Here is a 14,091-nt window from a genome sequence, read left to right as displayed (position 1 = left end):
TATATTATAGCGTGATAAATCACTCATATAACCAAATTTAAATGTTATCAATCTTATCAAAGATTAATAATGAGCGTACCCCATGTGAGGCCGCCACCGAAACCTGTCTGGACAATTTTATAATTTTCGTCCAAAGAAAGTTTACCATTTTTTATCGATTCTGACAAGAGAATAGGTATCGAAGCTGCACTTGTATTGCCATATTCTTGCATATTTTGCAGGAATTTACTGCGTACAGCACCTAATTTCTTGGCCATTTTATCAAGTATTCGAGAATTTGCTTGATGCAATAAAAAATAGTCAATATCTTCAGGTTTCAGATTTGCTTTTTCCAAGGTTTCTTGGATATTTTTTGGAACGTCACGTGTCGCAAAGTCAAAGACCGCCCGTCCGTCCATTTTTATGAACTCTGTAACATGGTTAACTTGACCACTAAGTTCAGGATTAAGTGCCAAATAATTTGAGGTAAGGGAATCGCCTCGAGAGCCATCTGTTCTTAGATTTTCTGCGATAATCAAAGGTTGTGTACCTGTGTCTTCCAAAAGAACACCACCTGCACCATCTCCAAAAAGAACAGCGGTAGAACGATCCGACCAATCCAAAGATTTAGACAAAACTTCTGCACCAATAACCATACCACGTTTGTAGCCACCGGCAATCAGCTTCTCAGCCGTTGATAAAGCGAAAACAAAACCAGAACAAGCAGCTGTTAAATCATAAGCAAAGGCACGATGTGCGCCAATTTTTGCTTGGACCAAGGCTGCCGTACTTGGCATACTGCTATCAGGTGAGATAGTCGCCACGATAATAAAATCAATCTGGTCTGCTGACAAATCAGCTTGAGCTAAGAGTTGTTCACCAACCTTAGCAGCCAGATCACTGGTATTTTCGTCAACTGTAATGTGTCGCTGCTTAATACCCGTCCGTGAATAAATCCACTCGTCACTCGTGTCCATGATTTTTGCCAAATCATCGTTTGACACAATATTTTCGGGCACATAGTGTGCCACCTGGGTAATTTTAGCGAAAGGCATTATTTCATATTCTCCAATGACTTATGTAATTCTTCAAGTTCGCCTGCAAGTTTGTTTTCGGTAGTCCCGTAAACACTTAACATAAGTTTTTCTGAAATGCTACGGAAAAATTCGCTGTGCGATGCACAGAGAGCCATACCTTTTTCAGTCAATACGATATAAGCCACACGACGGTCACGATCTGATCGTTCGCGCTTGATATATCCCTTAGTTTCCAAGCGATTGAGTGTAATGGTGATTGTTGAAAGGGCTAATTTTTGATTCCTTGCAATGTCTGTAGCGCGGCAAGTTCCCAAAGTATGGATAAGTGTCATTTGTTGAAGTTCTTTCACAGTTACATCTGGGTAATCAGAATCCTTCAAGAACTGTTCTTCTAAGTTCATGCAGTCGTGGAAAAGTTGAATCAACCATTCATTAATTTTGTCAAAATCTGTTTTCATTTGTACTTCCTGATATTTTGATGATACAAACCATTTACAATACAAAATTGTACCATAATAAAAATAATTTGCAAGTGCTAAGTAGATTTGAAAAATGCCTCTGATGGCTTGGATAACCTCTTTATCCTGCTTCATAAAGAAAATTTCCAAATGTAGTCGACAGCAAAAAGATGAAATCATGGTATTTCATCTTTTTTTTATGAAAAAATTCCTTTTTAAAAAGGATCGCAAAATCCTTTTTATTTTTAACATTTGAGACTTTAACACATCTACTATATGCTTATTTTCATTATAGCAAAATAAAAGTCTAAAATTTTCTGTTTTTCTTGTTTTCTTGTGAATTTGGCTCAAAAAAGGAGTTTTAAATAACACTATCCCCCTTTTTGTCTAAAAAAACTCTCGAAAAAGCTTCCAAGAGTTTATGTATCCAAATTTTTATTTCGTTTGTTTTAATAGTGCATCTGTATAATCAGTCAACTGCGCCATTGAAGCTGTGGGACCGCCAAAGAAATAGACCTTCTCATAATCCATTGTGATGACATGCCCTTCTTTAACTGCCTTGAGATTTTTCCACACGGGATTTTTTTGAAGTGCCTCATATTGTGCTTTATCTGCATTTTTAAAATCGATAAAAATATAGTCTGCATCAAAATCTTTGAGGCTTTCAGCGTTGACTTCTGCATATCCTGTTCCTTCGGATAATTCCGACATTTTTGGCGATTCTTGGAATCCGAGACCACGCGTAAGTGCTTGACCACCACGCGCAAAGTTATCGCCATAAGCGTAAATTTTATCGCCTTGGAGCTCTAGCAAGGAAATGCTTGATTGTGCAGTATCTATGCCTTGAGCTTTTAGCTTTGTTTTTTGCTCTTCAGCTTTTTTGTCAAAAGTTTTGAGAAACTCTTTCTTTTCATCTTCACGGTTCAACAATTTGGCAAAGAAATCCAAAGATTTATCCATATCATTCAAATCTTGATAGTTAACAAGTACAGTAGGTGCTACTTTTTCATAATCAGAAACTTGAGTTTTATCCACTGTCACAATCAAATCAGGCTTTTGACCAATAAGTTTTTCAATATTAAAGCTTGGCGAACCAAGATCAACCATATTTTCCTTTTGTTTATCTGACAAATAAGGATTAGGAAAAGCCCAAGAATCCGTCCCAATTACATTTCCACCTAAGGTTGCAACATCATCCGGATAATTCTGTACTGCAATACGTTCCGGATGCGCAGGAACTTCTACTTCACCATTCAAGGCAGTGAAGGTTACTTTTTCCTCTTTTTGGGATTGTGATACATCTGAGTTTGAACATGCAGAAAGGCCCAAAAGGCCAACTGCTGCTAAAGCTATAGAATATAATTTAAGGTGTTTCATGAAATCCTCTTTCAAATTTTTTGTATTAAGTATATATAGTAGGGCGCACCTATAAGAGCAACCACAAAACCAAGCGGTAAGCTTGACGGTGCAATAATAATTTGCGATAAACTATCTGCTAAAAGTAAAATAATCATTGAGACCAAAGCTGTCATCAAAGCACGCTTTTTACTTTCAAATCCCACCAGTTCGCGGGCTATGTGTGGTGCAATCAAGCCAATAAAGGCAAGACCGCCAACTAATAAAACGCCAATTGATGCAAAAAGTAGTGCCAATATATAAAATTGCATTTTACTCTGTTTCACATTTAAGCCAAGGTTTGTTGCCATTTCTTGACCCAAACTTAGTAAGTCTAGCTCTTTTCGGAAAAAAATGAAAATAACCAGACCAATTATCAACAGGACAAGATTCACACTAATAAAGATTTTATCTGTTTGCCAGATGTCTCCGGATAACCAAACTGCTACTTGCTGAAAATCAAACCGATTAATGGAAAGTTGAGCTAAGGTAATCAAGGCCTGAAATAGAGCGGTAATTCCTAACCCAATCAGAAGGACTTGGATATTACTTACATTTTTCTTTAGCGCAAGATGATAGAGCAAGGTAAAGGAAAAAAGTCCTCCCAACAAGGCAAATAAAGGATACATAAAGATCCAAGAGCCCGAAAGTTTCAACCACTGACTAAGAAAAAGGAACAGTACTGCACCTGCACTGGCCCCACTTGTAATTCCAAGTGTACCCGCATCTGCTAAAGGATTATCCACTACTGTCTGAATAATATAGCCAGCCATAGCCAAAGCAGTTCCTGCAATAAGTACCACAAGTGTCCTTGGCATTCTAAACTGAGGAATCAATATGGATAGTAAATCCCAATCTGTCGAAAAGTGCGTCAAGTCGATAATAATAAAGGCAACCAAGAGGAATATTAAAAATAAAAATTTCTTTTTCATTTTTCCTCCTTACTCATCATATAAATGAAGAAAATTGCGCCAAATAAAAGAGTTAAGCTGCCTGCTGGGAATTCATAAGGCTTGAACAAATTACGGGCCAACACATCTGCTACAAGTAATAGCATCACGCCTAATAAATTGCTCATAAAGAACCTTTTTAAAAAATGTCCTCCTACCAGTCGCCTTGCCAAATGTGGCGCCATGAGTCCGACAAAACTAATCACACCGACACTCGAAACTGTCACCCCACTTGCCAGAGCCACCATAGCCATAATCAACAATCTGAGACGATTTACAGAAATACCTAGACTGGTTGCCATCTCTTCACCAAAGGATAACACTTTTATCTGATTTGCAAATAAGAGAACCATTGATACAAACAGTACAGTCACAACCATTAAAATTTCCAATTTTAGTGGAGTGATTCCAGAAAAGGAACCCACAATCCATAAAAAATAAGACTGCATATTTTTACTATAAAAGGTCAAAATACTTGCAAGACTTGTCGCAAAAAGGCCAACAGAAGTTCCCACAAGAACAACTTTCATCGGTTGAAATTTACTTTTCACGGTAAGGACAGCTACAGTAACAAGAGCAATAAATGCTCCTAAGCTTGCTACAGCAGTGCCCAACCAACCACCTGTGGAAAGATTGAACACTAAAAGCAAAGCAAGTGCAAAACTTGCACCACCTGATATCCCCAATGTGGATATCTCGGCAATAGGATTACCTGTCATACTTTGAACCAGAAGTCCGCTACTGGAGAGGAGAATTCCTACAAACATTAAGGCCAATAAGCGCGGTAAACGCAAGTGCAAGACGACACTCTCGTGCCAAATCTGGCTGAAACTATAGTTTTGATCACCGAGCATGAGATATAGGAAAGACAAGACCATAATCGTCACCAAAGCCAGTGCAACTTGATAAGAAAACTTCCTAATCTTCATTTTTAACCCCTGTAATCATAAGAGTTTGGCAGAAAAGATCACGACCTAATCGAACATGTAATCCAAAGCTCTCATGAATAATTTCCTCTGTAAATAATTCTTCCACCGGGCCTGAAGTAAAGATTTCACCCTCTTTTACAATAACTAAATTATCCGCAAAACGCGCAGCGTGGTTTAAATCGTGGATGACATAAACTACTGTTTTGTTCATCTTTTTCGCAAAAGTTTTTAACAGTTTTAAAATATCAAGTTGGTGCAAAAGATCGAGATACGTTGTCGGCTCATCCAAAAGAATAATTTCACTGTCTTGCGCTAAAATCATCGTGATAAAAGCACGCTGACGCTGTCCACCAGAAAGTTGGGAAACTTTTTGGTTACGTAACTCCCAAATCTCAGTTTCCTTCATGACTTGCTCCACAAAGTGCTTGTCTGCTTCAGATAAGTTCTGTTGAGTGAGCTTTTGATGTGGAAAGCGGCCAAGACTAACCAGCTCATACACAGTTATATCACTCGGGGCTTGCATGGCTTGTGGGAGCAAGGTCAATATTTTAGCGATTTCTAGATTTTTACGATTAGAAAGACGTTCATCTTTATAGATAACTTCCCCTTCATACTTGATTAAACGTCCCAGGGCTTTGAGTAATGTCGACTTCCCTGAGCCATTTATTCCGATAATCGCTGTCGTTTTTCCCTGCTCAATTTCCAAAGATACGTCTCTTAGAACCTGCTTTTTACCGTAATATACATTTAAATTTTTTGCCCCAAAATACATGAGTTCTTCCTTTTTAGCTCTAGTCACTCGAAGATGCCAATAATGTCAAATACTTTTTACATATTTAATTAAAGCATACTTTATAAAAGTTAACAAGTACTTTCTAAATTATTTTAAGTCAGATATTTTCCCTATCTTGATCTTTTATCGTTTTACTTATAATGTAAGAATTACAAGAGTAAAACCCCCAAGCCCAATGACTTGAAGGTTGTCCTGTTTACTTATTTTAATTATGGATTTATTTAAATCTGTCTTGGAAATTCATCCTCACCTATGATTATAACAAATTTTTCAAGATTTCTTCTTTTTGTCCTCAGGTGTCTCGTAATTTCTTCGCAAGGAAAACTTATCAGGTACCAAGTCATAACCTGGTTTACAAAATGGATGACATCGTAAAAGCCTTGAGGTTCCCATTGCAATTCCCTTGGCCGCTCCGTGCTTCTCAATAGCTTGAATCATATAATTCGAACAAGTTGGATAATAACGACAAGCCGGCGGTAACAGAGGGGAAATAAATCTCTGATAACCATGTACAGTTTTGACTAAAACTTTTTTCATTTTTTCCTTTTATTTTAGGGCTTCTAGAATATCTGCAATCATCAGTTCTGGCGTCAAATGATAACGATCATAAAGTTCATCCACAGCAACGGAGTCATTAAACTCTTTATCTGCACCATAATTCAATGTTTTCACACCAAATTGTCCAAGATAACCAGCAACTTTTTGACCAAAACCGCCATCAAGAATACCATCCTCGATGGTCACAAAGACTTTATGGTCCCCAGTCAATTCTTTCAAGGTTTTCTTATCAAGTTCTGCAACGAACATTGGATTAACTAGCGTAGCATTGATCTGTAATTTCTCCAGTTCTTCTGCTACTTTTTGACCGTGACTAAAAAGACCGCCCAAGGCCAGAATGGCAACTTCTTCACCTTTACGCACAATTCCATACTGTGCTTTACTGAAATCAGTCAACACGGTTGAACGATTTTCAACACCATGCTCAGGAATTTGTAGTACCACTGGATGGTCTTTTTGTGTCAGTGCCCAATCCAACATCGCTACAAGCTCTTCTTCACTCGTTGGCGCCAAGTAGACCAAATCCGGAATGTTAGAGAGCATACCTATTGCAAAGTTCCCTTGGTGAGTTTTATCCGAACCCGAGATAGAGGCTGATTTTACAATAACGACCGCTGGTTCCTTGTTGATTGCCAAGTCATGTAAAAATTGATCATAAGCACGTTGCATGAAGGTCGAATTGTGAAAAATCATTGCACGTGCTCCACCTGCTGCAACCGCTCCGCCAAAGGTCGTCACATATTGTTCAGCAATCCCAGCATCAACATAGTTTTCTGGATGCTTTTCAGCAAATTCCTTTAGGTTATTCACCATTGGAATTCCACCATTGACTGCGACTAAAGGCATACCCTCAGCAACTTTTTCTTCCATATAATCAAGAATAATACGGGAATAATTTTTCGCTGAACTTATATTTTTCAAAGAACCGTCTGCTAAATTGAAGGGAGAGCGCCAGTGGAAGGCTTCCTTCATGTCAACAGCAGGTTGATAACCATGTCCTTTTTCGGTATTGACATGTAAAACAATCGGATGGTCAATATCCTTTACTTCTTCAAAAAGAGAAATGAGCGCCTCAAGATTATTACCATCTGCTAAATACTTATAATCTAATCCAAATGCTTTAAACAGATTATTGGGTGATTGACCATCTGTTGCGCGTAATTCAGCTAATCCTTTATAAATCCCACCATGATTTTCAGCGATTGACATTTGGTTATCATTGAGAATCAGGATGAAATTTTTATCATAAGCACCAGCATTGCTGATTGCCTCCAATGCTAAGCCACCAGAAAGTGAACCATCACCTAAAATAGCAATAATATTACCTTTTTGCGCTGTTAAATCACGTGCTTTAGCCAGTCCCATCGCATTTGCAACAGACGTTGAGGTGTGTCCAACAGTGAAAAAATCATGTTCTGATTCATGTTGACTTGTATAACCCGTGATGTCATGAAAATGCCCATCTTGAAAACCGTGTTTACGTCCTGTTAGAATTTTATGTGGATAAGTTTGGTGGCTAACATCCCAAACGAATTTATCCACAGGCGATTGAAAGACTTTGTGCAAGGCAATGGTTAATTCTACGACACCCAGATTTGGTCCTGTATGTCCCCCAATCTGACTGACTTTATTGAGCACTGCTCCTCGAACATCTTGAGCAAGTTCGGTTAATTCAGCAGCGCTTAGCTTTTTTAAATCTGCTGGCGCATTTACTTTATCTAAAATAGTCATCTTTGCCTCTTTCCACTCATTTTTCACTTTTATTCATAGTGCATAAGTTTACAATCTATTCTATTACTTTTTGTTCACTTTTGCTGATTTGGGAGATGGACTTGTCCGTAAACGGACAGTAAATTTTGTACCACGCGGTTGATTATCTTCAACCGTGATTCGGCCATTATGTGCCTCAGCTATTTGCTGTGCAAGGGATAAGCCAAGACCTAAGCCACCTTTTTGTCGTGTTCTTGCTTTATCCACACGGTAAAATCGGTCAAATATTTTTTTCTTATCAGCTGCTGTAATTCCTTCTCCATTATCAGACACACTCAGTAGAAGGGTTGCTCCATTTTTTTGAACATCAACTTGAATTTCACCATCTTCGCCTGTATATTTCATGGCATTATCAAACAAAATCGTTAAAAGTTGCTTCACTAAGCTTTGATCTAAACTTAAAGCTCCTTCAAATTTTAAGGTAGTTTTTAAAGACTTATCAGAACTTTCTGCCAAGAGCTGATAATTGCTAAAGATGGCTTCAAAGAATTCCTTATCTGTTGGCTCAGGATTTGTTTTAATGTTATTGTCCTGTCGCGCCATGTTCAACAGATTAGTCGTCAAAAGTCGCATATTACGTACTTCCGAAAGACTCTCTGAGATATTTTCAGATTCTTCAATTATTGTTGCATTCGGATTTTGGAAAAGTAATTCTAAGCGATTTTGTAAAATAGCGAGAGGCGTTCTTAGCTCATGGCTTGCATTTTCAACAAAAGCTTTCTGCTTTTCATAGGCAACCATAACAGGACGCAGCGTCCAGTTGGCAAGATACAAGCTAATAATCACGGAAATAAACCAGAACATAACCATTGTTGTAATGATAATAAAATTACTCCGGCTCAAGCTATCTTGAAGTTGATCCACGTTACTAAAAACTTGAATATAAGCAATGTTACTTGCACCATAGGTTGTGTCCAGGTTTGATTGTGGCATCGCCAAGGTAACATATCGATAATGCCAATCAGGACCATAAGGATTCCGAATAGAAATCGACTTGATTTGTCCAAGGGCGTCCTTGTCTAACTTGGCTGTCTTCTCAAGTTGATAACGTACGAGGTCGACACGTATGATTTGTTGCTGACTGCTGCTTCCTGGTTTCGTTGTTGCATCAACACTGCCTGTTGGTCCTAAGACATTGCCCTTTTCATCGTACATGACGATACTGTTTGTTGGACTGTAATTGCCTTGATTAATTTCAAATGTCCCTTGATTGACTCCCGCCTGATCAAGTGCCAGCGCTCTTAAAATATCTGGATTAGCTGCTAAATCTCGTAAATTTTGGTCAGTAGACTTATAGACCCCGCTTGTGAGCACTTGCAAAATAATTACTGTGAGTGCAAAGAAGATGATCGTGAAATCTAGAAAAAAATGAAGGAAATTTTTCCCATCATTTTTCACAATTGGCATCGATTTTATTTTTTCAATTATCTTTTTCATAAAACTTACCGTAAAATATAGCCGACATTACGCAATGTAGCTAGATTTTGGGCAAAGTCTGTATCTTTAAGTTTTTTACGGATTTTACTCATATAAACTTCAACTACAGTTACTGTCGTGTCACTGTCAAAGCCCCAAATGCGGTCAAAGATTTGTTCTTTAGGCAAGATGACATTTTGGTTTTGCATCAAATAAACTACAAGATCAAACTCTTTACCGATTAATTCCACTGGTGTGTCATTCACAAATGCTGACTTATTGGTCAAATTCAAGCGCACATTGCCATAAGAAAGACCGTTAGCATCTTCCAGTTTTCCTGTACGTTTTAAGAGCGCCTGAATGCGCGCTTTCAACTCATCAAGATAGAAAGGTTTCGTCAAATAATCATCTGCTCCAACATCAAAACCGTGCATCTTATCATCTAAAGACTCTTTTGCAGTCATAATTAAAACTGGTGTATCAATATTCTGATCACGTAATTCTTTGAGTACTTCGAATCCGTTTTTCTCAGGCAACATTAAGTCTAAGAGGATTAAATCATAAATCCCCATTTCTGCTTCATAAAGCCCTTCTTCGCCATCAAAAACTTGCTTTACCTCAGCAAAAGATTTCAAGAAATCGTAAACTGATTTTGACAAAGAGAGGTCATCTTCAACTAATAATATTTTAATCATCGCATCCATCTTTCTTACACTAACGGGAAAATTTACACGAGAAATTTACCCATCCTTCCCTTTATTTTACACTATTATGACCTTTTTTTCTTATTTAAAGCTAAAAGAAGGTGAAAGCCAATCTTTTTTGAAATTTACTCATTACAAAACAGTGAAGGGGTTTCTTCACTGTTTTTCTTTACTCTTTTTCTTTAGGCGCTGTCGTTTCTCTTAAGATAAGCTCAAAAGGAATAATTGTTTTATCATGGAAGGCTTCCTTATTTTGCGTCAGCCCAAGAAACTTCTCTACGGTTGCTGCTCCAAGACGTACGATATTGATGTCAAAGGTTGTCAGATAAGGGTGAACAAGTGTTGAGAAGGCAGAGTTGTTGTAAGTAATCACGCTAACATCTTCTGGTACTTTTACACCTTGCTCTGACAAGCGAGAGATTACTTTCAAAGCTAAGACTTCATCCATAACAACAAGGCCTGTTTCTTCTTTCAAGGTCATGTTTTCTTCAAAAACGAGTAAATTCGGCTTGCTTTGTTTTTTCAGCATCTCATCTTGATAGCCTTGATAGCGTTCCTCAAAGACTTCACCATCTTTCGTATCGGTCACAAAAGAAATCTCCGAATGCCCCAAATCCATCAAATATCTGGTCGCCTCATGCCCCATCAAAACATTGTCGTTATCCACATGTGTAATTTCATTTTGCTTTTCTGTTGGCGTGCCTAAAAGAACGAAAGGAATCTTGTTATCGAAAAGATAATTGCGAACACTATCTGCTTTCCCCGCATAAAGGACAATAAAACCATCCACGCGCTTCTCGGAATACATCAACTCAACTTGTTGTTTCAGCTCACTCTCTTGATAACCAGTCACAACAGCAATTGAAACATCGTATTTGCGTGCTGTTTCATTAATCGAAGTCAAAACTTTCATATAAAAAGGTTGGTTTGATTTGTCTTCGACAGGAGGAAAGACGACTCCAATCGTATTAGATTTCCCTGATGCTAGAATCTGAGCCGCCACATTGCGCGTGTAGCCGAGTTCTTGCATTGCTTTTCTTACTTTAACTTTTGTCTTCTCACTGATTTCCGAACTATCTTTGAGAACACGGCTAACTGTTGAAGCATTCACACCCGCTTTTTTTGCTACATCTTTTATCGTAACGGCCATATACTATCTCCTGATTCTACTCTCTTCTACTTATTTTCCCAAACTTTTGTTAATAATTCAAGAGACAGACTGTTTGTATTTGAAACTAAAGCAATATCCGTTCCTAAGTCTTCAGCAGAACCCACACCTAAAGGTAATGCGCCTGCTGCTTTTATCGCTGCAATACCAGCCTGGGCGTCTTCAATTCCTATACATGAAGTAATAGGAACATCAACACCGGCTGCAGCAGCCAAAAAGATATCTGGTGCAGGTTTTGAAGCTGCAACTTTTGCCGGATCAGCAATGGCATCAAAATACGTGCTCAACTCCATCGCTTCAAGAAGGAATGGACCATTTTTTGAGGCAGAAGCCAAAGCAATCTTGATATTTTGGGCGCGTAAATCTTTCAGCAAATCTAATATGCCAGGATAAATATCCTCTGGTCCTACCTTTTGAATCATTTGGACATAGTTATCATTTTTTTGCTTAGCAAGCTGAGCAAAACTTTCGGCATCATATGTTTCACTCTTTCCACCAAGCTCCAATATTTTTTTCAAAGAATCTTCGCGGGATACACCTTTGAGCTGTTCATTAAAAGTTCTATCTACTCCAGCTATTCCTAATTCTTCAGCCAAAGCTTTCCAGGCTTGAAAATGATACTCTGCGGTATCGGTAATTACTCCGTCAAGATCAAATAATACTGCTTTAAACATGCTTCACCTCTGCTTCATAAGTACCTTCCAATTGGACTGATTCACCATAAACTTCTAAGGCAATCGGTTCACCTTTGAGCAATTTTATCTGAAGCTTTTCTCCTACACTGACTTTGAGCAGACGCCCACGATAATTAATACGGAAACTATAAGCATCCCAAGCATTTGGAATGAAAGGCGCAAAACTTAACTGACCGTTCCACGTTTTCATTTGGGCAAAACCTTGCACAATCGCCAACCAGGAACCCGTCATTGAGGTAATATGCAAACCGTCTTCTGTATCATTATTGTAGTTGTCAAGGTCCAAACGTGCAGTCCGTTCATACATTTCAACTGCTTTATCTTCCATTCCAAGTTCGGCAGCTAAAATTGCGTGAATGGATGGAGAAAGTGAACTTTCATGAACAGTTAATGGCTCATAAAAGTTAAAGTTACGACGTTTTTCTTCCAAGCTATATTGGTTGCCAAAGAAATAAATCCCTTGCAAAACATCTGCCTGCTTAATATATGGTGAGCGCAAAATACGATCCCATGACCAGTTTTGATTCAAAGGCAAGTGCTTGGGATCTAAATCCGCAACTGGCGTCAAATCCTTGTCTAAAAAGCCATCATGCTGGACAAAAATCCCTAACTCTTCATCTGTCGGATAATACATATGGGTAGTGATATCAGTCCACTGCGATAATTCTTCTGTCGAAACCTGTAAATCTGGCCGAGGGTATTTTTTCAAACCTTCCATTGTATAATTCAAAACCCAAGTTGCCAATGTGTTGGTATACCAGTTATTATTGATATTATTTTCATATTCATTTGGTCCTGTAACCCCATGAATCATGTAAGCTTTTTGTCTCTCCGAATAGTGAACACGGTCTGCCCAGAAGCGTGAAATTTCTACAAGTACTTCAAGACCTTCCTGAGCCAAATAGGTTTCATCGCCAGTATAATTGCTGTAATTATAAATAGCATAAGCTATAGCACCGTTACGATGAATTTCCTCAAAAGTGATTTCCCATTCATTATGGCACTCAATACCTGTAAAAGTCACCATTGGATAAAGCGCTCCAGCCAAACCTTGTTGTCTTGCATTATGTTGTGCTTGGGGCAATTGTTTATGACGGTAGCGTAATAAGTTTTGCGTCACTTGCTGATCTGCTAAAGAAAGATAAAGCGGAACTGCATAGGCTTCAGTATCCCAATAAGTTGCTCCGCCATATTTCTCCCCAGTAAAGCCCTTAGGACCAATATTGAGGCGCTCGTCTTCACCATAATAAGTTGCAAAAAGTTGGAAGAGATTGAAACGAATACCTTGTTGTGCTTGATCAGAACCTTTAATTTCCACATCCGCAAGTTCCCAACGTTCGCCCCAAGCTTCTGTATGCTCTTGTAAAAGTTGTGTATAAGATTTCACTTGAATTACTTCTTCTAGGCTTGCTAAGGCTTCATGCATTGCAGCTAAATTACTATAATCACGGCTCGTCAGAACAAGCACACGTTTTTCAAAATGTAGTGTTTCCTGTTCCACAGTTGCTTCATGGTAATTAATAACTTTTTCTTCTTGAGTTTCTTGCCCTTGAGCTTGAAAATCTCCCTTAAAACTTTGCCCTGCCAGTACGGTAAATTGCTCTACGCCAAAGGGGTTAGCAATCGTTTGATTGGCAATGTAAGTTCCTTCTTTGTCGCCTCCTTTATCTAAAACAGTCCAGAATTTTTCTTCGTAATTGGAATCTTCATTGTGCACATCAGCATCAATAAATGAAACAGTACGTACTTTGTGCGATTGACCATCCACACTAGAGAATTTGAAGGAGAAGACAGCTAATTCTGGATGAACGATCGACATAAAACGCTCAACGGAAACAGCAACGCCAGCTTTTTCATAAGAATAAGAGAGAACTGCTTTTTGCATATCTAAGGAAAGGTGGAAATTAGTGATACTATCAGTATAAAGGTCAACTTCTTCATCATCGATAAAAAGTGAAACTCCCGAGAAGTTCAAAGCATTGATTGCCTTACCAAAATATTCTGGGTAACCATTTTTCCACCACCCCACACGCGTTTTATCTGGAAACCAGACACCTGCAATATATGTACCTTGGTGGTGATCGCCTGAGTACTTTTCTGAAAAATTTCCGCGCATTCCCATGTAACCATTCCCGATTGAGGTTAAAGATTCCTGAAGACGGCGTTCTTCCTTTTCTAATTTACTGGATTGGATATGCCAAGGCTCAATTTCCATAATTCTGCTGATTTTTTTCATCTT

The 14,091-nt window shown here is 38.4% G+C and carries 13 protein-coding genes; all 13 read right to left on the bottom strand.

What is annotated here, in order from left to right:
* Positions 1-56: 56 nt before the first annotated feature.
* Positions 57-1,034, bottom strand: coding sequence for a beta-ketoacyl-ACP synthase III (locus J0J33_RS05050; RefSeq protein ID WP_019293795.1), 978 nt, complete (start codon positions 1,032-1,034; stop codon positions 57-59).
* Positions 1,034-1,474, bottom strand: a complete 441-nt coding sequence (locus J0J33_RS05045; RefSeq protein WP_004258807.1) for a MarR family winged helix-turn-helix transcriptional regulator — start codon at positions 1,472-1,474, stop codon at positions 1,034-1,036. Before J0J33_RS05045 ends, J0J33_RS05050 begins: the two co-directional genes overlap by 1 nt.
* A gap of 435 nt (positions 1,475-1,909) precedes the next feature.
* Positions 1,910-2,851, bottom strand: a complete 942-nt coding sequence (locus J0J33_RS05040) for an iron-hydroxamate ABC transporter substrate-binding protein (protein WP_019293797.1) — start codon at positions 2,849-2,851, stop codon at positions 1,910-1,912.
* 11 nt (positions 2,852-2,862) lie between these two features.
* Positions 2,863-3,801 (bottom strand): iron ABC transporter permease, encoded by a 939-nt coding sequence (locus J0J33_RS05035; protein WP_206888358.1) that lies wholly within the window; start codon positions 3,799-3,801, stop codon positions 2,863-2,865.
* Positions 3,798-4,748, bottom strand: coding sequence for an iron ABC transporter permease (locus J0J33_RS05030; RefSeq protein WP_019293799.1), 951 nt, complete (start codon positions 4,746-4,748; stop codon positions 3,798-3,800). Before J0J33_RS05030 ends, J0J33_RS05035 begins: the two co-directional genes overlap by 4 nt.
* Positions 4,738-5,520: an ABC transporter ATP-binding protein gene (locus J0J33_RS05025; protein WP_165719660.1), complete on the bottom strand. Its 783-nt coding sequence runs from the start codon at positions 5,518-5,520 to the stop codon at positions 4,738-4,740. The genes J0J33_RS05030 and J0J33_RS05025 overlap by 11 nt, the downstream gene beginning before the upstream one ends.
* Positions 5,521-5,811: 291 nt before the next feature.
* Positions 5,812-6,078 carry a membrane protein insertion efficiency factor YidD gene (gene yidD, locus J0J33_RS05020; protein ID WP_195916761.1) on the bottom strand — a complete coding sequence of 89 codons (267 nt, stop codon included), beginning with the start codon at positions 6,076-6,078 and terminating at the stop codon, positions 5,812-5,814.
* A 9-nt stretch (positions 6,079-6,087) separates the two neighbouring features.
* Positions 6,088-7,830, bottom strand: coding sequence for a 1-deoxy-D-xylulose-5-phosphate synthase (locus tag J0J33_RS05015; RefSeq protein WP_206888356.1), 1,743 nt, complete (start codon positions 7,828-7,830; stop codon positions 6,088-6,090).
* 63 nt (positions 7,831-7,893) lie between these two features.
* On the bottom strand, positions 7,894-9,306 hold the full coding sequence (locus tag J0J33_RS05010; protein WP_019293803.1) for a cell wall metabolism sensor histidine kinase WalK: 1,413 nt from the start codon (positions 9,304-9,306) through the stop codon (positions 7,894-7,896).
* A 5-nt stretch (positions 9,307-9,311) separates the two neighbouring features.
* Entirely contained in the window at positions 9,312-9,980 is a 669-nt protein-coding gene (locus tag J0J33_RS05005; RefSeq protein ID WP_213438991.1) for a response regulator transcription factor, read from the bottom strand.
* Positions 9,981-10,158: 178 nt separating this feature from the next.
* Positions 10,159-11,139, bottom strand: coding sequence for a LacI family DNA-binding transcriptional regulator (locus J0J33_RS05000; RefSeq protein ID WP_206888353.1), 981 nt, complete (start codon positions 11,137-11,139; stop codon positions 10,159-10,161).
* A gap of 26 nt (positions 11,140-11,165) precedes the next feature.
* Positions 11,166-11,831: a beta-phosphoglucomutase gene (pgmB, locus tag J0J33_RS04995; RefSeq protein WP_086582229.1), complete on the bottom strand. Its 666-nt coding sequence runs from the start codon at positions 11,829-11,831 to the stop codon at positions 11,166-11,168.
* Complete coding sequence (locus J0J33_RS04990; RefSeq protein WP_206888351.1) at positions 11,824-14,088, bottom strand: glycoside hydrolase family 65 protein; 2,265 nt, start codon at positions 14,086-14,088, stop codon at positions 11,824-11,826. Before J0J33_RS04990 ends, pgmB begins: the two co-directional genes overlap by 8 nt.
* Positions 14,089-14,091: the final 3 nt, after the last annotated feature.

Source organism: Lactococcus sp. LG1267 (assembly GCF_017309545.1).
Classification (GTDB): Bacteria; Bacillota; Bacilli; order Lactobacillales; family Streptococcaceae; genus Lactococcus; species Lactococcus petauri.
Note: the sequence above shows the minus strand (reverse complement) of the source record. Positions and strands in the feature narration are given on the sequence as shown.

Coding starts and splice junctions, on each gene's coding strand:
- J0J33_RS05005 (WP_213438991.1), bottom strand. CDS start 9,980: ATGATTAAAATATTATTAGTTGAAGATGACCTCTCTTTGTCAAAATCA.
- yidD (WP_195916761.1), bottom strand. CDS start 6,078: ATGAAAAAAGTTTTAGTCAAAACTGTACATGGTTATCAGAGATTTATT.
- J0J33_RS05030 (WP_019293799.1), bottom strand. CDS start 4,748: ATGAAGATTAGGAAGTTTTCTTATCAAGTTGCACTGGCTTTGGTGACG.
- J0J33_RS05050 (WP_019293795.1), bottom strand. CDS start 1,034: ATGCCTTTCGCTAAAATTACCCAGGTGGCACACTATGTGCCCGAAAAT.
- J0J33_RS05035 (WP_206888358.1), bottom strand. CDS start 3,801: ATGAAAAAGAAATTTTTATTTTTAATATTCCTCTTGGTTGCCTTTATT.
- J0J33_RS05025 (WP_165719660.1), bottom strand. CDS start 5,520: ATGTATTTTGGGGCAAAAAATTTAAATGTATATTACGGTAAAAAGCAG.
- J0J33_RS05010 (WP_019293803.1), bottom strand. CDS start 9,306: ATGAAAAAGATAATTGAAAAAATAAAATCGATGCCAATTGTGAAAAAT.
- J0J33_RS04990 (WP_206888351.1), bottom strand. CDS start 14,088: ATGAAAAAAATCAGCAGAATTATGGAAATTGAGCCTTGGCATATCCAA.
- J0J33_RS05040 (WP_019293797.1), bottom strand. CDS start 2,851: ATGAAACACCTTAAATTATATTCTATAGCTTTAGCAGCAGTTGGCCTT.
- J0J33_RS05045 (WP_004258807.1), bottom strand. CDS start 1,474: ATGAAAACAGATTTTGACAAAATTAATGAATGGTTGATTCAACTTTTC.
- J0J33_RS05015 (WP_206888356.1), bottom strand. CDS start 7,830: ATGACTATTTTAGATAAAGTAAATGCGCCAGCAGATTTAAAAAAGCTA.
- J0J33_RS05000 (WP_206888353.1), bottom strand. CDS start 11,139: ATGGCCGTTACGATAAAAGATGTAGCAAAAAAAGCGGGTGTGAATGCT.
- pgmB (WP_086582229.1), bottom strand. CDS start 11,831: ATGTTTAAAGCAGTATTATTTGATCTTGACGGAGTAATTACCGATACC.